Consider the following 19,895-nt stretch of genomic DNA (forward strand, 5'->3'; position numbering starts at 1 on the left):
CCCCGGCGGGGTGTGGGGGGGGCTTGGTTGCGGGGGGGGGGTGGGGGGTTGTCCCCCCTCCCGGCGCGGGTCGCGGGGGGGGGCCCCGGGGGGCCCCCCCCGGCCGGGTCCGAAGGTCTCCGTGGGCCATCGTTCCGATCACATTTGAACGTGCCCTGTCATAATTTCTGTTGACTGCTGGACAAACGCAGCTCAGAGTATGAGCACAGGCAGACGCCGTGCCCACCGCCCCCACGCGGCCAGACACGGCGCCTGCTGTGCGACCCGGCAGCGCTGCCGGGTCTCCTCCCAGTCATCCCCTGCGCACCGGGGGTGCGTCGGCCGGTCCCGGCCCACAAGGGGCCGGCAGTCGCCGGGAGGATGGCGCCGAACCCGAGAGCGACTCGGATGCGGTGCCGTTGCCCGGGACCCGCACGCCCCCACGCGGCGGCGTCCCGAGCAGATCCGCGGGAGCGACGGGCCGGGGCCCCGCGGACCTTGCTTGTGATGCATGGAACTGTTGGCTTGTGTGCTGTGCGGTGTGCGACGTCGAAGCTGGGTGCTCGGCGGATCGGCACGACGGTGTGCACAGTGAGGGAAACGCGTGTAGGGCCGCGTTGCGACATGCCGTCCCCCCGAAGGGTGAAACCCAGAACGGCTGTCGTGCTGAACCGAACGTAGCCCGGACGGTTGCTCAGAGTCAACATTGGTCTCTGAGCGTGGATCTCCGTCCGGCGCCCCACCCACCCCGCGAGCGTGGTGTGCCGGACACGTACGATGTTCCCATGTCTTTTCTCCGCCGTCGCTCCGGTCAGCCCACCGGCCCGGACTTCGACGTGCTCGCCATGGACCCGGGCGACTGGCCCGGCGACTTCGGTGCGGCCATGATGACCGGCCCGGACGGCTCCTGCCAGGGGATTTTCCTGCGCTACGACCTGTTCGGCGGCAGAGGCCCGGCGATGTTCATCGGCAACCTCCCCGAGGGTTCGCCGGCCCGGGACACCGGCGACAGCGTGCCCTTCGAGGTGCGCCAGCTGCTCGCGGCCCTGGGGGACGAGGAACCGGTCGAGTTCGTCTCGGCGGAGGACTTCCCGGTCATGCTCGGGGACGACCTGCTGATCGTGAAGAAGGTCAAGGTCAGCGAGGGCCGGGTCTTCTGTGCCCAGTTCGGCCGGAGTGACGGTGTGCAGGTCACCATCGCCTCCTGGGACCGACCGATTTCGGACGACCTCTACCAGTTGCTCAAGCCGCTGCCCGCGGACATGTTCCAGCAGGGCTGACGGGCGTCGGAACACTGCCCCGGAGGGCAGGGTTCCGTTTCCCGTTCCGGTACTCTGTGCCCTTCCGCCACCCCGCTCGTTCCGGGCCCCGGACGCTGCTTGACGGCCTCGATCACGGCTTCGTAAAGTCGCGGACATGTCGTGCCGTCCCCTGCTGCTGACCCGTCGCAGCTACCTCGACCTGCGACGCACCGCCAGCGCGGCGTGTCCGGGTCACTGAGGGGGATTCGTCCCCGAGGCGGCGGGCGGACGGCCGAGCGGCCGACGCCGGTCCGGGGGCGGATGCTCCGCTGAGCCCGGGTTCCGGGGGCCGGCGTTCCGCCGGCTCCGGGGCCGCCTACCGGTACCGCGCGCCCGTCCCGGCGTGTCGAGGAGTCAGAGCCCACGCTGCCGCCCGGAGGCACCAGCCCCATGAGCATCATCGCTGCCGACCAGCCGTCCGCCGCGTCCCCCGTCGAGACCGCCCTCGCCGGACTGCCCCGGGTCGTCGACCTGCTGGCCGCCCGGGCCGAGGAGCACGACCGCGACGCGACCTTCCCCTACCAGGGCATCGAGGCCGTCCACGAGGCCGGACTGCTCACCCTGACCGTCGACCGGAGATACGGCGGGCCCGGCGGGACGCTCGCCGACACCGTCCAGGTGCTGTCCCAACTCGGGCGCGGGGACGCCTCGGTGGCCGTGGTCACCGCGTTCACCCTGCTCCAGCACGCCGAGCAGGCGCGGACGGCGAACTGGCCGACGGCCGGCTACCGGCGGCTGCTCACCGAGTCCCGGCGCGGGCCGGCCCTGGTCAACACCCTGCGGGTGGAGCCCGGCGGCCGCAGCGGCGAGCCGCCGGCCACGGTGGCCCGGTGGGACGGCGAGGGCTGGCGGCTGACCGGCCGGAAGACCTACTGCACCGGCGCCGAGGCACTCGCCTGGCTGGCGGTGACCGCCCGGACCGACGAACCGGAGCCCCGGACCGGCACCTTCCTGGTGCGCGGCGAGAGCGAGGGCTTGGAGGTCGACCCGACCTGGGACCAGCTCGGCCTGCGGGCCAGCGCCAGCCACGACGTGGTGCTGGACGCGGTGCGGGTGCCCGCCGAGCTCGCGCTCGGCCTGAACCTGCCGAAGGCCGCCGCCGGAAGGGGCGCGACCGGCTCCGCCGCGCGCCCCGGTTCCGCCTCGGGCGCCTCCGAAGGGGTGGTCCCGGCGGCCGAACTGGGCCGGGCCTGGCACGATCTGGCGCTCTCCGCGGTGGCCGTCGGGGTCGCCCGTTCGGCCCAGGACTGGCTGGTCCGGTTCCTGCACCAGCGAACTCCGGCCAATCTCACCGAGCCGCTCGGCAGCCTGCCCCGCTACCGCAGCGCGCTGGGCGAGATCGAGGCCCAGCTGATCGGCGCCGAGGAACTGGTCCACGGACTGGCCCCCCGGGTCGACCGGGCCGAGCCGGACGCGGTCGCCCGGACCGGCCCGGCCCACCTGCTGGCCACCCGGGCGGCGATATCCGCGGTCCAGCAGGCCGTCTCGCTCACCGGCAATCCGGGACTGAGCCGCCGTCACCCGCTGGAGCGCTACCTGCGGGACGTGCTCAGCAGCCGGGTCCACCTGGCCCCCGACGAGGCCGTCCTGGAGGCCGCGGGCCGGGCCGCCCTGGAGCGCGGCGCCCGGCACTGACCGGGCGCCGGCGGCCGGGCGGCCTCACCGGGTCCCGACGGCGGCCCGGACCGCGCGGCGGGCCAGCGCGGCGTCGTCGTACAGCCGGCGGATCATGATCCGCTGCTCCTCGCCGGCGCCCGGCACGTCGTACAGCCGGATCTCGCGCATCAGCACCAGCACCAGGTTCACCAGGAACGCGTCCCGGGCCATGGTGCCGCCGCTCTGGGCGAGTTGGCTGATCTGCCGGCGGGCCGCGGTGTCCCCGGACAGCACGCTCCAGAGCACCGCCAGGTCGTAGCCGGGCAGGTACCAGCCGGCCTGCTCCCAGTCGACCAGGACCGGACCGGACGGCGCCAGCAGCATGTTGCTGAGCAGCGCGTCGCCGTGGCAGAGCTGGAGCGGGCCGTGCCCGAGGCCGTGCAGCAGGCCGCGCAGGTCTCCCGCGTCCCGGTCGGTGAGCTGGCCCACCGAGTGGTAGCGGGCGATCTCCAACTGGTAGTCCAGCCGCGGCTGGAACACGTCGGTCGGCGGGCGCCACAGGTTGAGCGTCCGGACGGCGGTGAGCAGCGCCCGGACCTCGCCCGGCGTGGGCGCGTTGGCCGGGTGGCGCTCCCGGGCGGCCGGGCGGCCGGGAACGCGCTCCATGACGAGCACGCAGCGGTCGTGGTCGGCCGCCACCAGCCGGGGCAGCCGCACCGGCGGGCGGTGCCGGACGAACGCCCGGTAGACCGCGACCTCGTGGTGGAAATCGGCCACCAACTGCTCGAAGTACTCGCTGCGAACCGCCTGCGGGGCGAGGCACTTGGCCACCACGGGTGCCCGGCCGATGGTGCCCGCCACCAGGATGTGGCGGCTTCCCTCGCGCAGCACCTGGCGCGGGGTGAACGCGGGACATATCCGCGAGACGCCGGCGAGCGCGGCCCGGACGGACGGCGTCTGCAGTGCCGAGGGGTCGATCCGCTCCTGCGCCGCGGGCTGGCCCGGCCGGGTCGGCGGGCGCAGCAGCCGGCCGTCGCCGGGGCGCGCGGCGGGGATCCGGACCCCGGGGGCGCGGGGCCCGGCCGGAGCGGCGGACTCGGGCGGGCGGAGCCCCAGCGCGGCCCGGGCGGCCTGGCCCCGGGGGTCCGCGGGCCGGCCGTCGGCGGCGCGCGGGGCGACCGGCCGGGACGGCGGCGGGACCTGCTTCGGGCCGGGACGGCCGGCCGCTGCGGTGGGTGGGCGCAGCGCGGTCCGGGTCGCGGTCGGCGTCGGGGAGGTCGCTGAGGAGTACATGGGGTGAGGGAGGTCCCTTCCTGGTCCGTCTCGGATGCACCCCCGCGGGGGCGGGGGAGGGCCGGTGCCGCCGGTGTCTCCTGGTCCGGCGGCGGGCCCTGTTCGGTCCGGCGGGTGGTACGCGGGCGCCGGGCACGGACGCCGGGGCCGGAGCCCCGTGCTGCGGCGGTGGACCGGCCGTCCGCACCCTGGGGAATGCGGTCGGCCGGTTCTGCCGTGGCCGTGCCCGGCGCCCCCGCGCCACCCGGCCGCGCCACCCCCTCGGGCGAGGAACCGGGGACGCCCCGCGACCCGTGCGGGGGAAGCCCCGCACCGGCCTGGAGCGCCGCCCGACCCGGGGGCGAGGTGGCACACGTCTACATCACACCCGGACGACGGTGGTTGGTAATGTGGCGGACCCTGGCGAAGCCTGGCGAATGCTCGCCCGGCACATGACGGAACCTCTAGCCTCGGATCAGCCGAGGAACCTGGGGGCTTCACGTGAGCAGGGGACCCAACACCCGACTCGCCGATCTGTTCGTCCTGACCGGATGGTCGAAGGGCGAGCTGGCGCGGCTGGTCAACAGGCGCGGTGCCGCGATGGGGCAGCAGCAGCTGTCCACCGACACCTCGCGGGTGCGGCGGTGGATCGAGCAGGGGGAGATCCCGCGCGATCCGGTGCCGAGGGTCCTGGCAGCCGTGTTCACGGAGCGGCTCGGCCGTGTCGTCACCACTGAGGACCTCGGTCTGGAACGACACCGGCCCACCAGGACCGGAGCGGCGCAGTCCGCCACCTCGTCGCCGTGGGAGCCGGATCGGACGGCCGCGGTCCTCACCGAGTTCACGGGAATGGACCTCATGCTGAACCGACGTGGATTGGTGGGTGCGGGAGCCGCGCTCACGGCCGGGGCGGTCATCGCCGACTCCCTGAAGGGCTGGCTGGGCGGGGACGCGGTCGCGTACGCGGCCTCGGCGCCCGGACCGCGCCCGGTGGTCACCCAGGGCGGTGCCCGGCCGGTGGTGGACCTGTACGACGCGGGCCCGGTCGGGTCCGACGAGGTGGCCGCGCTGGAGCACTCGGTGCAGGTGTTCCGGGCCTGGGACGCGGCCCGCGGCGGCGGCCTGCAGCGCAAGGCGGTGGTCGGTCAACTCAACGAGGTGGGCGGCCTGCTGACGCACCGCCACGGCGCGGAGGCGGAGCGGAGGCTGTGGCTGGTCGCGGCGAACCTCGCGGTGCTGGCCGGCTGGATGTCGCACGACGTGGGGCTGGAGCCGACCGCGCAGAGGTACTTCATGCTGGCCGCCGAGTCGGCGAAGGAGGCCGGCGACCTGCCGCGCGCGGGGGAGGCGGTCTCCCGGGCGGCGCGCCAGATGGTGCACCTCGGGCGGGCCGACGACGCGATCGACCTGATGGAGGCGGCGCGGGCGGGCGGCGGCCGGATGCTGCCGAGGGCGCGGGCGATGCTGAACACCGTCGAGGCCTGGGCGTACGCGTCGCTCGGTCAGTCGCAGGCGACCTGGCGGCTGCTGGGCGAGGCGGAGGACCTCTTCGCGGCCGAGCCGGACGGCCCGCCGCCGTCCTGGATGCAGGTCTTCGACGAGGCGGAGCTGCACGGGATGCAGGCGCTGGTGCTGCGCACGCTCGCCGAGCACGACCTCTCGGCCGCCGCCGAGGCCCGCCGGCACGCCGAGCGGGTGATCCGGTTGCGCGAGGGGACCGGCCGGCTGCGGTCGGCGCTGTTCGACCGGATCACGCTGGCCTCGGTGCACTGGCTGACCGGGGAGCCGGACGCGGCGGACGCCGAGGTCAAGCGGGTGCTGGACCTGATCGGCCAGAACTCCTCGCACCGGACGTGGGACCGGCTGCGGGAGATGTACCGGCTGACCGCGCGCTACCAGGGGGTGGCGGTGGTCGACGAGCTGCGGGACGAGCTGGGACGGGAGCTGCGGTCGGCCGGGGTGAAGAACCGGCCGCTGTTCGCGTAGGGCCCGGTCCGGATCACCCGGGGGCGGCCCCCGCGGCGGTCACGGGCAGGGGTGCGCCGGGCGCAGCAGCATGCGCAGGGCGGTGACGGTGCCGTCGGCACCCAGGACGGGTTCTCCGGCGCACTCCACCAGGCCGTGCCCGCCGCCGGGGTGGCGGACCCGGAGGGTGCCGACGGCGTACCGGCCGTGCACCAGCGCGTCGGTCATCATCCGGCGCAGCTGCGGCCGGTCCGCCTCGCTCAGCCGGTCGGGCAGCCGGTCGAGGCTGAGCGGGCCGTGGCCGGGGTCGCAGCCGAGCAGCCGGTAGGCCTCGGCGGACCAGCGCACGTCGTCGGTGCGCAGATCCCATTCGGCCGCGGCGACCGTGTCGCGGCCGGACGTCGGTGTCATGGGCATGGAGTGTCCAGTCGTCCGTTCGCGGCGGTCGGCCGGCGGGTGGTGGGAACGACTGTCGCACAGCGGTCCGACACCCGTGGGCGATTTGGACAGAACGCCGACAAAGTTCCCCCGGCATATGCCAGTGCGCACAAAGGGTCGGTCGCCCTGTGTGCGGCGGGTCGTCCGAGGCGGTAACCTTCGGTGATTCCGGCGCCCGGGCGCCCACCGCAGTACCGACCAGAGACCCCGGCGACGGAAATCCCGTTGCCACTACGACCGCCGCAACGGATGCTGACCTCATGTTCGAGCCAGTGATAGCACCCAGTGCCAGCCTCCTCGGCCTCCTGCAGCGAGGTCGCGGTGACGGGCAGCTCCATGCGCTGGCCGCCGACCGCACCGAGGCCATCACCGCGTTGGAGGAGTGCGTCACCAGGGATCCGCGAGCCGACTGGCAGGTCGAGAACCGCTCCCTCTACTACGCGCGCCTCTACATGGAGCTGGAGGCGCCCCTCGACGGCATCGAGGACCACCTCCACTCACCGGAGGACCTCCTCGACGAGGACGACGCCCGCACCGGGCTCGCGCTCTCCGTCCTGGGCCACCTCGCCGCGTACGGCCGCCGGGACGCGCTCCTCATGCTCCGCGAGTACGCCGCCACCGGCACCAACTGGGCCTGGGCCCTGGACGAGCTCGCGCTGCGCGACGACGACCGAGGCCTGCTGCTGCTCGGGACCGCCGTGCTGGACCGCTTCCCGCCGGGCCCCGAGGGCGACGCCGAGCTGCGCGAGACCATCCGGGGCGCCTACGAGCCCCGGCCGTGGCGGCTCTGGGCGGCGTACCACCCGAGAGTCGCGGCGGCCGGTGAGCAGTCGCCCTTCGACCTGTGGCAGCGCCAGCTGAACCGCAGCGGCGTCACCCCCGGCTGGTCCACCGCCGATGTGCTGGCCTGGGCCGACCAGGGCGAGCTCGGCGGTCTCGGCGCCGGCGCCTTCGCCGGCGGCCCGGTCCGCCCAGAGGCGTCCGCCGCCCGCGACGCCGACTCCCCGGCCCGCCCGGACGCGGTGGACCGCCGCGCCGCCGCGGCCGCCCGCTGCCTCGCCGCCGTGGTGCGCCCCGAGGACCGCTCCGACGTCCTGGAGGCGGCCCGCGAGGGCCTGCCCGGCGCCCGCCGGGCCGCCCTGCGCTACCTCGTGGACCAGCGTGATCCGGCCGCGGCCGGCCTGATCGAGGCGGCCGCCGCCGACGTGGACGACCGGATGGTCCGGTTCGCCCTGGAACTGCTCGGCCGGATGCGCGGCCCGGAGGCGCTGGCCCAGGCCCGCCGCTGGGCCGACCCGGCCACCGGCGGCGCCGACAGCGCCCTCGGCGAGGCCGCCGTCCGGCTGCTGGCCGACGCGGGCGAGCCCGCCGACGGCCCGCTGGTGGTGACCGGCCTGCGCCGCTGGGTCTCGCTCCACGGGGTGTCCGGGGCCGACGCCGGGCTCGGGACGCTGGTCGACGGCGCGGGGCGGCTGGCCGCCGCCGGGGCCGTCCCGGTCCTGCGCCACATCTACGGGGAGGCCGTCTCCTCGGAACTGCGCGGCCGCGCCGCCCGGGCGCTCGCCGCGACCGACGTGCACTTCCCCGAGGGCCCCGCCGTGGAGTGCCTCTGGGACTGCGAGGAGTCCACCCGGGAGCTCGCCGCGAGGCACGTCGCCACCACCGGTGACGCCCGCGTGCTGGAGCGCCTGCGGCGCCTCGCCGCCGACCCGGCCGAGGAGGCCGAGGTCCATGCCGCCGTCCGGGGCCGGCTGACCGCCGCCCGCGAGCGCCGCCGCTAGCGCGCCGCGCCGCCCCGCGCGAGAACGACGGAGCGGGCCGGTCCACCTCGACGGTGGACTGGCCCGCTCCTCTCGTTCCCGGGTGGAACGCGGTTCTCGTTCGCCGCTACTTGGCGACCACGCCGGCGTCCGGGGCCAGGGTGCCCACGGAGACCAGGACGATGATCAGAATGCCGAGCGCGATGCGGTAGATCACGAACGGCATGAAGCTGTTGTTCGAGATGTACTTCAGGAACCAGGAGATCGCCGCGTAGCCGACCACGAAGGCGATCACGGTGGCCAGGATGGTCGGGCCCCAGGCCGGAGCGGGTCCCTCGCCGATCTTGAACAGCTCCAGGACGCCGGAGGCGAGCACGGCCGGGATCGCCAGCAGGAACGAGTACCGGGCCGCCGCCTCGCGGCTGTAGCCGAGCAGCAGGCCCGCGCTGATGGTGCCGCCGGAGCGCGACACGCCCGGGATGAGCGCCAGCGCCTGGGCCATGCCGTAGCCGGCCGCGTGCGGCAGGGTCAGCTCGGTGATCGGCTTGGCGTGCCGGATCGCCCGGGTGCGGTCGGCGACCGCCAGGATCACGCCGAACAGGATCAGCGTGGTGCCGATGATCCGCAGGTCGCGCAGGTCGTGCTCGATGGTGTCCTGGAACAGCTTGCCCAGGATGCCGATCGGCAGGGTGCCCATGATCACGAACCAGCCCATCCGGGCGTCCTGGTGCGAGCGGAGCGCGGGCCGGAACAGCGAGAGCGTCCAGGTCTTCACGATCGACGCGATGTCGCGGCGGAAGTAGATCAGCACCGCGGTCTCGGTGCCGAGCTGCGTCACGGCGGTGAAGGCCGCACCCGGGTCCTTCCAGCCCAGCAGGGCGGGGAAGACTCGGAGGTGGGCGCTGGAGGAGATCGGCAGGAACTCGGTGAGTCCCTGGATCAGGCCGAGGACGGCCCCGTGGAACCACTCGATCACCGGACACCCTCCCGGGGTATCCGTCGCTCGATGCGCATGAAGCGTTCCTTGTTGGTCGGTGCGGGAACGGCCCTGCGCACCGGCCGGCGCGGTCCAGCGGCGCGGCTCGATGGCAGGCGAACACACCGGTCCCGCCCGGCGCGCGGGCCGCGCGCGGGCCCGGCGTCCGCCTGATGCTACGCCGTTCAGGTGACGGCCTGTCGCCCGCCCCCACCCTCGGGGGCCGTTCCCGCGGCCGGTGCCCCGTGCCGGTCAGACCTCCACCGGCCGGGCCCGCACCCAGATCCGGTCCTCGGTCAGGTAGGAGTCGACGGCCAGCCCGGCCTCGGCGAGCGCCTGTTCGAACTCCGCCCGGTCCATCGGGCGGGACAGGAAGGTCTGGGTCCACGTCGCGTCCGGGAACTCGTACTCGACGTGCACCTGGTTGACGCCCTCGGCCACCGGGGTGGCCGAGGCCACCCGGACCAGCCCGTCCGTCCCGAGCGGGCGCTCGCGCGGCACGTTCGTCTGCCAGTCCTCGCCCTCGCGCTGGAGCAGCACGCAGCCGTCCGGGGTGACGTGCCGGCGGCAGGTGTCCAGCAGGCCCCGCCGGACGTCCAGGCTGCCGGCGTGGACCAGGAAGGAGGCGAGCAGCACGACGTCGAAGCGCTCGCCGAGGTCGAGCCGCTCGATCGGGCTGCGCACGGTGCGGGCCCCGCGGACCCGCGCCAGCATCTCGGCGGACTCGTCCACCGCCGTCACCCGGAAGCCCCGCTCCAGCAGCGGATGGGTCATCCGGCCCACGCCGCAGCCGAGTTCGAGCAGGCTCGCGCCGGGCGGGACGGCGGCCGCGATCACCTCGGGCTCGTCGTTGACCGGCAGCCGCGCGTACATCTCGACCGCGCAGCCGTCCGGGGTGATCGCGCCCGGGCCGGTGCCGCGGTACCCGTCGCGTTGTTCGTTCCGTCGTTCGTCAGCCATGCGAACCATCCGAGCACGGGGCGGCCGGGGTGGGAAGAGGGCGTGCGGAACGATGCTTGGCAGATACCCCAGGGGGGTATATAGTCATCGACGAACAGGGCAGCACGGAGAAGGCGGCGAACACGTGGAGGACGACATGGCGCACCCCGCCCAGCACGACCACCAGCAGCACGCGGGCCACGAGCACCACGGCCACGGCCACCACGAGGGGCACCGGGACCACGCCGGGCACGCGGGTCATGAAGGTCACGAAGGCCGTGCGGGCCGCGCCGGGCACCACGGAGAACACGCCCACCACGGGCACGGCGGCCACGGTGGTGGGGGCGTGACCTGGGCCGCCGCGGCGCAGGCGACCCTGCACTGCCTCACCGGCTGCGCCATCGGCGAGATCCTCGGCATGGTGCTCGGCACCGCCCTCGGGCTGCACAACGGCGCCACCGTGGTGCTCTCGATCCTGCTGGCCTTCGTCTTCGGCTACGCGCTGACCATGCGCGGCGTGCTCAAGGCGGGCCTGGACGTCCGTACCGCCGTCAAGGTCGCGCTGGCCGCCGACACCGTCTCGATCGTCGTCATGGAGATCATCGACAACACCGTGATGATGACCGCGCCCGGCGCCATGGACGCGGGCCTCGCCGACATCCTCTTCTGGGTGGCGCTGGCCGGTGCGCTGGCCCTGGCCTTCGTCCTGACTGTCCCGGTCAACAAGTGGATGATCGGCAAGGGGCGCGGGCACGCCGTGGTCCACGCCTACCACCAGCACTGACCGCCCCGCCCGCGCTGCCCGCACCGAACGCCGCGGCCCGCACCACCCCCTCCATGGGGGCGGTGCGGGCCGCGGCGTTTCCCGTGCTCCCCGGGGGCTCAGGCCGCGCGGTCGAGCTCCCCGAGGGTGGCGCGCAGCCAGTCCAGCTCGGCGGTGGTGGTCGCGCGGGCGATCAGCAGCATCCCGCGGCGGAACGGATCGGCCACCTCCTCGGCGCCCACCGGCCGGTCGCCGTCGTAGAAGAAGCTGGCCGGCTCGCTCAGGAAGGCCAGGCGGCGCCGGAGCACGGCGGCCTGCGCGGCCGGTTCGCCGTCGAGGTGGCGCAGGAAGGCGAGCACGGTGAACCAGCGGTTCTCGTCGCTGACGTCCAGGTCGTCCGGGGTGCGCAGCCGGTCCAGCAGGGCGGCCCGGCCGGCGTCGGTGAGCCGCAGGGTGTGCCGGGGCGCGGCCGCCGCGCCGGGTTCGGTGGAGCGCACCAGCAGGCCGTCGGCCTCCAGCCGCTTGATCGCCGGGTAGAGCGTGCCGTCGCTGATCGGCCGCACGTGGCCGGTGAGCGCGGCGAGGTGGCGCCGCAGTTCGTAGCCGTGCAGGGGCCGGTCGTGGAGGAACCCGAGGATCGCGAGCTTCAGCATGGGGCCACTCTCTCAGATCCGCTGCCGATATCTCGGTGTCGCTATACCTCGGGATCGATGTATGGTCTCTCCCGGCGCCCGGGACGAGGCCGGGGCGCCGTCCCCGACGACCACAGGAGGAGCGCGACCGTGCGCGACGCCACCGTCACCCCGAACGGCGACCGGATCCGCTGGGTGGAGATCCCCGGCCGCGAGCCCGTCCGCCTCTACCTGCACGGACTCGGCGCCAGCTCGCCCGTCTACTACGCCGCGGCCGCCGCCCACCCGCTGCTCACCGGCCACCGCTCGCTGCTGCTCGACCTGCTCGGCTTCGGCATCAGCGACCGGCCCGCCGACTTCCCCTACACGCTGGAGGCGCACGCCGACGCCGTCGCCGCCGCCGTCCGTGCGGCGGGGGCGGAGCGGGTGGAGGTGATCGGCCACAGCCTCGGCGGTGCGGTCGCGATCCAGCTCGCCCACCGGCACCCCGGGCTGGTCGCCGGGCTGGTGCTGGTGGACGCCGTCATCGACCCGGTCGCCCCGAGCCCGGGGCCGGGCAGCGGCGGCATCGCCTCCTTCACCGAGGAGGAGTTCCTGGCCGGCGGCCTGGAGCAGGTGGAGCGGTGGGCGGGCCCGTTCTGGTGGGCCACCATGCGGCTCGCCGGCCCCGAGGCGCTCCACCGCAGCGCCGTCCACCGCTGCCGGGCGACCGTGCCGAGCCTGCGCGAGCAACTGCACGGCCTGGAGCTGCCGCGGACCTTCCTCCATCCCGAGGCCGACGGCGAGCTGCCCGGCGCGGACCGGCTCCGGGCGGCGGGCGTGGCGCTGGAGGCCGTGCCCGACTGCGGGCACAACATCATGATCGACAATCCGGACGGCTTCGCGAAGGCCGTCGCCGCCGCCCTGGCGTAGCGTCGTCGCGTCGATCCGCCGTCCCGCTGCGAGGAGTGCGTCCGCCATGCCGATCCAGGTGCCCGAGGCGCTGGCCACTTCCCTCGTCGACTTCTTCGGGGCGCGGGGGCGGGCCTGGGCCGACCGGCTGCCCGCGCTCGCTTCGGAGGTGGCGGATCGTTGGGAGCTGCGGATCGACGGGGCGCCCGCGCACGGTGTGGTCGGCCTGGTCCTGCCCGTCCGGCGGGCCGACGGCACGGGTGCCGTGCTCAAGCTCCAGCCCGTGGACGAGGAGACGGCCGGCGAACCGCTCGCCCTGCGGGCCTGGGACGGCCGGGGCGCCGCCCGGCTGCTCGACCACGACCCGGCCACCGGCGCGATGCTGCTGGAGCGCCTCGATCCCGCGCGCTCCCTGCTCGCCCTCCCCGACGATCTGGCCGCCACCGCCGTCCTCGCCGACCTGCTGGGAGAGTTGACGCAGCATCAGGCACCGTCCGGGTTGCGGACCTTGGCGGACATCGCGGACGCCATGCTCGCGGAGGTGCCGCAGGCACGCGGCGCGGTGACCGGGGAGGCGGACCGCCGGCTGCTCGCCGATCTCGCGGCCGCCGTGCGCGAGGTCCGTCCCGAACCGGGCGACCGGCTGCTCCACGGGGACCTGCACTTCGGCAACGTGCTCGCCCCGGCCGCCCCCGGCGCCCGCGCCCCCTGGCTCGCCATCGACCCCAAACCCCTGGCCGGCGACCCGGGGTTCGAACTCCTCCCCGCCCTGCAGAACCGCTGGTCCGACCTCGCCGCCACCGGCGACCTCCCGCGCGCCCTGCGCCGCCGCTTCGACCTGATGACCGACCGCCTCGCCCTGGACCGCGACCGCGCCGTCCGCTGGACCCTCGGCCGCGTCCTGCAGAACGTCCTGTGGGGCGTGGCGGACGGCGCGGTGGCCATCGACGAAAGCCAACGGGTGATTGCCCTGGCCCTGTTGGGACGCTGAGCCGTCCTCGGGTCGGCGCGGGTCCGAGCCGCCGGCACCGCGCGGTCGGCCTCAAGGCCAGGCCGCCCCCACCCGCCCCCATGGGCCCGCCGGACCGGCCGGCGGGCCCAGGGGTGGCCGAGGGGGACGACTCCCGCGCGAGCCGGTTCCTCGCCTTGTCGCTTCGGGCGCCCGGGAGTTCGCCGTCCCGGAACGCGAACCCGACGCGGTCGCCGACCCCGACCGGCCTCGGCCGAGCCCCACCCTGTCAGGGCGGTTGAGGCCGCCGGGTCACCCTGCGGCGGGGCGGCTCGGGAGGACGGCGAAGCGCACCGGAGTGCCCGGGCGGGCCTGCGCCGCGGCGGCCAGGTCGGCGGGCGGCACGACGCCGACGACCGGGTAGCCGCCGGTGGTCGGATGGTCGGCGAGGAAGACCACGGGCAGACCGTCCGGCGGGACCTGCACGGCGCCCAGGACCATGCCCTCGCTGGGGAGTTCGCCCTCCCGGGTGCGGGTGAGCGGCGGCCCCTCGGTGCGCAGCGCGATCCGGTTGCTGGCCGGGGCGACCCGGTAGGGCGTGCGGGCGAGCCGGGCCGCGGTGTCCGGGGCGAACCAGTCGGCGCGCGGGCCGGGCCGCAGCCGCAGGACCAGCTCGGCCGGGGGAGCGGGCAGCGGTACCAGCTCCGGCGCCGGCCGGTACGGCGGGCGCGGGCCGACCGGCAGGCGGTCGCCGGCGGCCAACGGGGCCGGGCCGAGCCCGGACAGCAGGTCGGCCGAGCGGCTGCCCAGCACCGGCTCGACGGCGAACCCGCCCGCCACCGCCAGGTACGCCCGTACTCCGGCGGTCGCGGCGCCGACGTCCACCACCGACCCGGCCGCCACCGCCACCGGCGCACCCCAGGCGGCGGGCCGGCCGTCCACCCGCACGGGCGACGGCGCCCCGGTCACCGCGACCACCAGCGGCCGCAGCGCCCGCACCGCGATCCCGCCCACCGTGGTCTCCACGGCGGCCGCCCCGGGCTCATTGCCCACCAGCCGGTTGGCCGCCCGCAACGCCGGCCCGTCCAACGCCCCCGCCCGCGGCACCCCGAGATGCGCCACTCCGCGCCGCCCCAGATCCTGCACGGTGCTCAACGGCCCCGGCCGCACCACGACCACCGCGTCCGTCATGCCGCTCCTCCCGGGAGTTCTCGCCGTGCGTCGCTCTCCACCGGCCTGGCGGGGCGGCGCGGGGTTGTCGCGCTCGTCGTCATGTGGTGCCGCCCTGCGGGAGGTCGCCGCGACTCCGTCGGGTCGGGGCGGGATGGTCGCGCCCGTCATGCGGCGCCTCTCGGGAGCACGCAGCCGAGGTCGCCGTCGGCGCGCCGATGCGGCGCGCGGCTGCCGTGTCCGTCACGTCGCCCCTCCCGGGAGTTCTCGCGGTGCGTCGGGCGCCGCCGCCCTGCCGATGCGGCGCGTGGCCATGACGTCCGTCACGCGGCCCCTCTCGGGAGTGCCCGCGCCTCGGGCATGGCCGCGACCCCACCGGGGGTGCTGGCTCGTGGCCCGCCTGGTGAACCGGTCCGGTCGCCCTCCGGCGCTGCGCCAGGCCGCGACCCGCCGGCCGTACGGTCGCCCGGCCGCCCGGCCGCCCCGTTCCTCGGGTCCGACCCCGCCGTCCGGCCGGGCCCGGCGGGCGATGCCGGTGATTCGGGCGTCGGGAGGGACCGGCCGCGGCGTGCGTGGCGTTCCGCCGGGGTCGCCGACCGTCCGGCTCTGCTCGCGGGCTTCGCCGGGCGGTCGGGGCCGGGTCCTCGGCGCGCGCGAGGGCACGGGGCGGACGGTCCGTGGTCGGGTCGGCCGGTACCGCGTGCCGCCCGGTGTCCGTGCGCTCCTGAGTGGTCGGCTGCGCGGGGACCGCCGCCGGTGCCGTCGTCATGCCGTGTTCCCGCGGAGCGGGGTGAAGCGGAGGCGGGTGCCCGGGGTGAGCAGGGCGGGCGGGGTGCGGGCGGTGTCCCAGAGGGGGAGGGCGGTGCGGCCGAGGAGTTGCCAGCCGCCGGGGGAGGGGTGCGGGTAGACGCCGGTGTACGGGCCGGCCAGGGCGACCGAGCCCGCCGGGACGCTGCTGCGCGGGGTGGCCCGGCGCGGCACCCCGTACCGCGCGGGCAGGCCGGTGACGTAGCCGAAGCCGGGGGCGAAGCCGCAGAACGCCACGACGTACTCGGGCTCGGTGTGGATCCGGACGGCCGCCTCGGGGGAGACGCCCCAGAGGCGGGCGACCTCGGCGAGGTCCGCGCCGTCGTAGACGGTCGGCACCTCGACCAGCGGGCCGGCCGCGGCGGACACCGGGTCCGGGCGGGCCGTGCGCAGCACCCGGGTCAGCGCGCCGGGGTCCGCCACGCCGTCCAGCAGGACGGTGCGGGCCGCGGGCACGATCTCCTCGACCGGCGGCAGCTCGCCGGCCGCCTGCCGTCGGCGCAGCCAGCCGTAGAGCGCGGTGACCTCGGCCGTGCCCGTGAGCTCCACCAGCAGCGCGTGCTCGCCCACCGGCCGGACGACCGGCCCCGGACCGGTCACGCGAACGCCTCCACCCGGACGCCCGCCGAGGCGAGCGCGCCGCGGATGCGCCAGGCGAGCTGGGCCGCGCCGGGGGTGTCGCCGTGGACGCAGAGCGAGCGCGCCTCGACGGTGATCGGCTCGCCGCCGACGGCCTCCACGGAGCCGTCGCGGGCGATGCCGACGGCCCGGGTGATGACCTTCTCGGGGTCGTGGACCACGGCGTCGGGCTCGCGGCGCGGGACGAGGGTGCCGGCCCAGGTGTAGGCGCGGTCGGCGAAGGCCTCGGTGACCACCGGCAGTCCGGCGGCCTCGGCGGAGGCCAGCAGCCGGGAGCCCGGCAGACCGAGCACCGGCAGCGGGCCGTCGGCGGCCGCCCCGGACCGCAGGATCCCGGCGACGACCGCCTCCGCCTGCTCGGTGTCGGCGACCACCCGGTTGTACAGGGCGCCGTGCGGCTTGACGTAGGAGACCCGCGAGCCGGCGGCGCGGGCGAAGACCTGCAGGGCGCCGATCTGGTAGGCGATCTCGTCGGCCAGCTCGTCGGGCGGCACGTCCATCGCCCGGCGGCCGAAGCCCGCGAGGTCCCGGTAGGAGACCTGGGCGCCGATCCGGACGCCGCGTTCGGCGGCCAGCGCGCAGACCCGGCGCATGGTGGAGGGGTCTCCGGCGTGGAAGCCGCAGGCGACGTTGGCGCTGGTGACGACGGAGAGCAGGGCCTCGTCGTCGGTCAGCGTCCAGCGTCCGAACCCCTCCCCGAGGTCCGCATTGAGATCGATCACCGCATCGGCCACGCCGGTCCGCCTTCCAGCAGCTGTTGAGCCAGATGGTAGGGCCTGCGGCGGGGCGTGCCGCCCCGCTCGTCCGTCGGGCGGCGGTCAGCCGGCCACCGCGGTCGGGGGCCGCCCGGTGGCCCCCGACCGCTCGGCCCGCTCGACCAGCGGCCGCAGCGCGCGCAGCACCGCGAGCAGCGGGACGGCGCCCGCGATCCCGAACGACATGTCGACAAACCGCCAGTGGGGCGGGATGCCCCGCAGCGGTCCGCGGATCAGGGCGAGCGGAATGATCCCGGCGCAGGCGAGCGCCGCCCGGCGGACCACCCGGACGTCGCGCACCGGGCCCTCGATCGGCGTTCACCATCGCGCCCGGGCTCACCGGATCACCGGAGGGAGCCGCCGGGCACCCGTGCCGGAGCCACCCCCGGCGCCGCCCGCCCGGCTGTCCGGAAGGTCCGTTTCGGCCGATGTCGGCCCCTGCCTCTAGTCTTGTCCCCCGTGACCGTCATCGCCGACCAGCCCACCGAGCACGGCCCCCGGCCGCCCGCCGGGTCCGCCGTCGCCGCCGCGCGGCCCGCGCCGGGACCCGCCGCCGACGAGGGCCTGGCCCGCCGGCTCAAGGCGCTGGCCTGCACCGCCCCGCTGCACGACCTGGACAGCCGCAAGGTGATGCTGGCCGGCGAGTACGGCGGCTACGCGATGGCCGAGGTCGGGCTCGCCGCCATCGACCTGGTCACCCTCAACATGGACTTCGACACCGGCGCCGACCGCGAGCTCGTGCTCGCCCGGCTGCTGCCCAGGGTCGCCGCCCAGGCGCCCGGCCGCTCCGCCGCCGAGCACCAGCGGGTCGGCCGGTGGGTGCTGGAGTCGCTGATCAACGTCGGCAGCGTCGACCGGGGCTTCCGCGCCGTCTACGGCACCTTCAACGCCGACGGCGCGTACGTCCGCCGCGACTACGACTTCAAGCTGATCGAGGAGGTCCCGGGCCCCGACGGCGGCGTCTACCTGCGGACCACCGACGAGGCGGTCAACGTCCTGGTCGGCGCCCTGGACACCGACGTCACCTCCGCGCAGATCGCCGCCGAGGTCAAGCTGGAGGTGCTGATCAGGCGCGGCCGGCTGGCCGACGCCCAGCTCGCCGCCGAGCAGGCCCGCTACCGCACCGTCCAGTACGCCGAGACGCTGCGCCGCGCCCTGGAGGCCACCCGCCGCAACGTCCGCGCCGTCGACTGGATGCGGGCGATCCCGGACCTCATCGACGAGGCGCTCGACCACATCGCCGACCGCTACCGGCACGAGAACGCGATCCTCACCAACATCCGCAAGGCCCGCGACGAGGCCGAGGAGCCGGAGCACAAGCGCCGCGCCGCCGAGCTGGTCGACATCGTCAAGGACTGCATCCGCCGGCACACCCAGCTGCAGACCCGGCTGCTGGAGGCCGGCCCGCTGTTCCGCGCCGAGCAGGACCGGCAGGCCTTCGCCACCCCCGGCGCCCGCAGCGGCATCGACCTCTACGGCCAGCTGCTCGCCCCGGTGCTCCGGCTGCCGATAGCGCAGGCCGTCCGCCCCACCGGCGCGTTCTTCGCCCGCGGCACCGGCCTGCGCACCCCCGTCTCGGTCCGCGTCAGCGACCTGGTCGACCTGCTGCTCACCCCGCCGGTCGAGCGCGAGCACCTCGGCGCCGAACTGCCCGACCCGGACCTCGTCGCCACCCCCGACGACAGCCGGTTCTCCGAGGCCCAGCTGGAAGCGGCCCTCGACCTGCTGGACCTGCCCGCCGACGCGCCCCGCCGGCTCTCCGGCCTGCTCGCCGAGGCCCGCGCGCAGGACCCGGAACTCCCCTACCTGGTCGCCCTGCTGGCCGTGCACGCGGCCAGCCCGCCGGTCGGCACCGCCTACCGGCAGGGCGAGGAGCGGCTGCTCTTCGCGGTCGACGACGGCACCCCGCTGCACGACCGGGAGTTCGGCGGCGCCGACCTCATCGTCGGCAGTGCCCTGCTCGACGCCGCCGGCATGGCCGCCGACCGCAAGGACGCCGGCTGACCCCGGCCAGGACGGCCGACCACCCCGGCCGCCGCCCGGCCACCACACCACCCGCACACCCCCCGCAACGCCCCCGAGGAGCACCGCCCGTGACGACCCACCACGACACGTCCTGGGCGCCAGAGACCGAACCGGCCGCCCCCGCGCCGATCACCCCGGCCGACGTCGCCGACGCCGCCCGCCTGGTCTCCTTCGGCCTCCAGGCCAAGCTGCTCCCCGCCCGCGACGCCGAGTACGCCGAACTGGTCCGCCGCCACCGCGAGGACCCGCCCTTCGCCCGCCTCGCCGACGCCGTCGCCACCGGCATGGGCCTGGTCGTCCTGGAGGTCTCCCCACGCGCCGGCATGGCCGTCGCCGCCGCCGAGGACTCCGTCTTCGCCGTCCGGATGGGCGACTACTCGCGCCGCGCCGCCTCCGAGTCCACCGACCGCTTCCTGCACGGCCTGGCCCACCTGGCCGTCGCCGCGATGGCCTTCCCCCGCCCCGAGGACCTCGCCGACGACGGCTACCTCGGCCGGATCACCGTCAACGGCATCGACGCCTTCGTCCGCCAGGCCTGCCGCCGCCTGGAGGAGCAGGCCGAGGCCGACGGCGACAACACCGACCCGCAGAGCGACGCCCCCGGCCTGGAGGCCGCCTGGCGCGTCTGGGCCCGGCGCACCGCCACCGGTGCCACCAAGGACGCCCGCCGGCTCTCCGGCTCCACCATCGGCATCGTCGCCAAGGCCGTGCTGTTCCTGGTCGACTCCGGCTTCCTGCAGAAGGTCTCGGACGACGCCGGCGGCACCTACCGCACCACCGCCCGCTACCAGCTCCAGGTCCGCGACCTGGCCGGCACCGCCGCCATGGCCGAGCTGCTCGACCTCGGCGTGGTCCCGGTCTCCGACGGCACCGCCTCGCTGCTGCCCCCGGACACCGGGGACGACCTCGTCGCCGACGCCGGCCTGCCGTTCAACGCGCTGTAGCCCCGGCCGCCCGAGGGCCCCCGCCGCACGGGAGCCCTCGACAGCCCCGCCGGCACCCCCGCGCCCCCCGCCGGCACCCCGCCACCCTCCGACC

At 75.9% G+C, this 19,895-nt stretch carries 19 protein-coding genes; 9 read left to right on the forward strand and 10 right to left on the reverse strand.

Translation table 11 applies throughout. The features are described from left to right. The first annotated feature begins 764 nt into the window (after window positions 1-764). Window positions 765-1,259, forward strand: a complete 495-nt coding sequence (locus tag ACFVFS_RS16060) for a hypothetical protein (RefSeq protein ID WP_344329109.1) — start codon at window positions 765-767, stop codon at window positions 1,257-1,259. Between the two features lie 411 nt (window positions 1,260-1,670). Then, on the forward strand, window positions 1,671-2,915 hold the full coding sequence (locus ACFVFS_RS16065; RefSeq protein WP_380624439.1) for an acyl-CoA dehydrogenase family protein: 1,245 nt from the start codon (window positions 1,671-1,673) through the stop codon (window positions 2,913-2,915). A gap of 24 nt (window positions 2,916-2,939) precedes the next feature. Here the strand turns inward: ACFVFS_RS16065 and ACFVFS_RS16070 are convergent, their stop codons facing one another. Continuing rightward, the gene (locus ACFVFS_RS16070) at window positions 2,940-4,169 is read right to left on the reverse strand and encodes a phosphotransferase (protein WP_380624440.1); all 1,230 of its coding nucleotides are present in this window, start codon (window positions 4,167-4,169) and stop codon (window positions 2,940-2,942) included. A 480-nt stretch (window positions 4,170-4,649) separates the two neighbouring features. Here ACFVFS_RS16070 and ACFVFS_RS16075 point away from each other — a divergent pair, with 480 nt between their 5' ends. Continuing rightward, window positions 4,650-6,134 carry a hypothetical protein gene (locus tag ACFVFS_RS16075; RefSeq protein WP_380624442.1) on the forward strand — a complete coding sequence of 495 codons (1,485 nt, stop codon included), beginning with the start codon at window positions 4,650-4,652 and terminating at the stop codon, window positions 6,132-6,134. Window positions 6,135-6,173: 39 nt separating this feature from the next. On the opposite strand, the gene ACFVFS_RS16080 is transcribed toward ACFVFS_RS16075, so the two are convergent. Next, window positions 6,174-6,524 (reverse strand): PAS domain-containing protein, encoded by a 351-nt coding sequence (locus ACFVFS_RS16080; protein ID WP_380624444.1) that lies wholly within the window; start codon window positions 6,522-6,524, stop codon window positions 6,174-6,176. Between the two features lie 287 nt (window positions 6,525-6,811). Between ACFVFS_RS16080 and ACFVFS_RS16085 the strand changes: the two genes are divergently transcribed. Continuing rightward, window positions 6,812-8,332 (forward strand): HEAT repeat domain-containing protein, encoded by a 1,521-nt coding sequence (locus ACFVFS_RS16085; RefSeq protein WP_380624446.1) that lies wholly within the window; start codon window positions 6,812-6,814, stop codon window positions 8,330-8,332. 106 nt (window positions 8,333-8,438) lie between these two features. Here ACFVFS_RS16085 and ACFVFS_RS16090 read toward each other — a convergent pair whose 3' ends face one another. The 3 genes from ACFVFS_RS16090 to ACFVFS_RS16100 form a co-directional block, all read right to left on the reverse strand. Then, window positions 8,439-9,284, reverse strand: a complete 846-nt coding sequence (locus ACFVFS_RS16090) for an undecaprenyl-diphosphate phosphatase (RefSeq protein WP_380624508.1) — start codon at window positions 9,282-9,284, stop codon at window positions 8,439-8,441. Window positions 9,285-9,539: 255 nt separating this feature from the next. Then, window positions 9,540-10,247, reverse strand: a complete 708-nt coding sequence (locus tag ACFVFS_RS16095; protein ID WP_380624448.1) for a class I SAM-dependent methyltransferase — start codon at window positions 10,245-10,247, stop codon at window positions 9,540-9,542. Next, window positions 10,240-10,551: a hypothetical protein gene (locus ACFVFS_RS16100; protein WP_380624450.1), complete on the reverse strand. Its 312-nt coding sequence runs from the start codon at window positions 10,549-10,551 to the stop codon at window positions 10,240-10,242. Before ACFVFS_RS16100 ends, ACFVFS_RS16095 begins: the two co-directional genes overlap by 8 nt. Window positions 10,552-10,572: 21 nt before the next feature. On the opposite strand from ACFVFS_RS16100, the gene ACFVFS_RS16105 reads away from it, so the two are divergent. Beyond that, window positions 10,573-11,010, forward strand: coding sequence for a DUF4396 domain-containing protein (locus ACFVFS_RS16105; RefSeq protein WP_380624452.1), 438 nt, complete (start codon window positions 10,573-10,575; stop codon window positions 11,008-11,010). A 98-nt stretch (window positions 11,011-11,108) separates the two neighbouring features. Here the strand turns inward: ACFVFS_RS16105 and ACFVFS_RS16110 are convergent, their stop codons facing one another. Next, a complete protein-coding gene (locus tag ACFVFS_RS16110) occupies window positions 11,109-11,642 on the reverse strand; it encodes a PadR family transcriptional regulator (RefSeq protein ID WP_376094874.1) in 534 nt (177 codons plus the stop codon). A gap of 129 nt (window positions 11,643-11,771) precedes the next feature. On the opposite strand from ACFVFS_RS16110, the gene ACFVFS_RS16115 reads away from it, so the two are divergent. Continuing rightward, window positions 11,772-12,533: an alpha/beta fold hydrolase gene (locus ACFVFS_RS16115; protein WP_380624454.1), complete on the forward strand. Its 762-nt coding sequence runs from the start codon at window positions 11,772-11,774 to the stop codon at window positions 12,531-12,533. Window positions 12,534-12,579: 46 nt separating this feature from the next. Then, window positions 12,580-13,503 (forward strand): aminoglycoside phosphotransferase family protein, encoded by a 924-nt coding sequence (locus tag ACFVFS_RS16120; RefSeq protein WP_380624456.1) that lies wholly within the window; start codon window positions 12,580-12,582, stop codon window positions 13,501-13,503. 270 nt (window positions 13,504-13,773) lie between these two features. On the opposite strand, the gene ACFVFS_RS16125 is transcribed toward ACFVFS_RS16120, so the two are convergent. From ACFVFS_RS16125 to ACFVFS_RS16140, 4 genes are all read right to left on the reverse strand, one after another. After that, a complete protein-coding gene (locus ACFVFS_RS16125; RefSeq protein ID WP_380624458.1) occupies window positions 13,774-14,652 on the reverse strand; it encodes a biotin-dependent carboxyltransferase family protein in 879 nt (292 codons plus the stop codon). Between the two features lie 744 nt (window positions 14,653-15,396). Further along, the gene (gene pxpB / locus ACFVFS_RS16130) at window positions 15,397-16,038 is read right to left on the reverse strand and encodes a 5-oxoprolinase subunit PxpB (RefSeq protein WP_380624460.1); all 642 of its coding nucleotides are present in this window, start codon (window positions 16,036-16,038) and stop codon (window positions 15,397-15,399) included. Continuing rightward, window positions 16,035-16,811 (reverse strand): LamB/YcsF family protein, encoded by a 777-nt coding sequence (locus ACFVFS_RS16135; RefSeq protein ID WP_380624462.1) that lies wholly within the window; start codon window positions 16,809-16,811, stop codon window positions 16,035-16,037. The genes pxpB and ACFVFS_RS16135 overlap by 4 nt, the downstream gene beginning before the upstream one ends. Window positions 16,812-16,895: 84 nt before the next feature. Further along, complete coding sequence (locus ACFVFS_RS16140) at window positions 16,896-17,132, reverse strand: hypothetical protein (protein WP_380624464.1); 237 nt, start codon at window positions 17,130-17,132, stop codon at window positions 16,896-16,898. A gap of 168 nt (window positions 17,133-17,300) precedes the next feature. Between ACFVFS_RS16140 and ACFVFS_RS16145 the strand changes: the two genes are divergently transcribed. Together ACFVFS_RS16145 and ACFVFS_RS16150 are read left to right on the forward strand one after the other, a co-directional pair. Beyond that, the gene (locus ACFVFS_RS16145) at window positions 17,301-18,836 is read left to right on the forward strand and encodes a hypothetical protein (RefSeq protein WP_380624510.1); all 1,536 of its coding nucleotides are present in this window, start codon (window positions 17,301-17,303) and stop codon (window positions 18,834-18,836) included. Between the two features lie 89 nt (window positions 18,837-18,925). Then, entirely contained in the window at window positions 18,926-19,801 is an 876-nt protein-coding gene (locus ACFVFS_RS16150; protein WP_380624466.1) for a hypothetical protein, read from the forward strand. Window positions 19,802-19,895 lie beyond the last annotated feature (94 nt).

This window comes from Kitasatospora sp. NPDC057692, from assembly GCF_042799475.1.
GTDB lineage: Bacteria > Actinomycetota > Actinomycetes > Streptomycetales > Streptomycetaceae > Kitasatospora.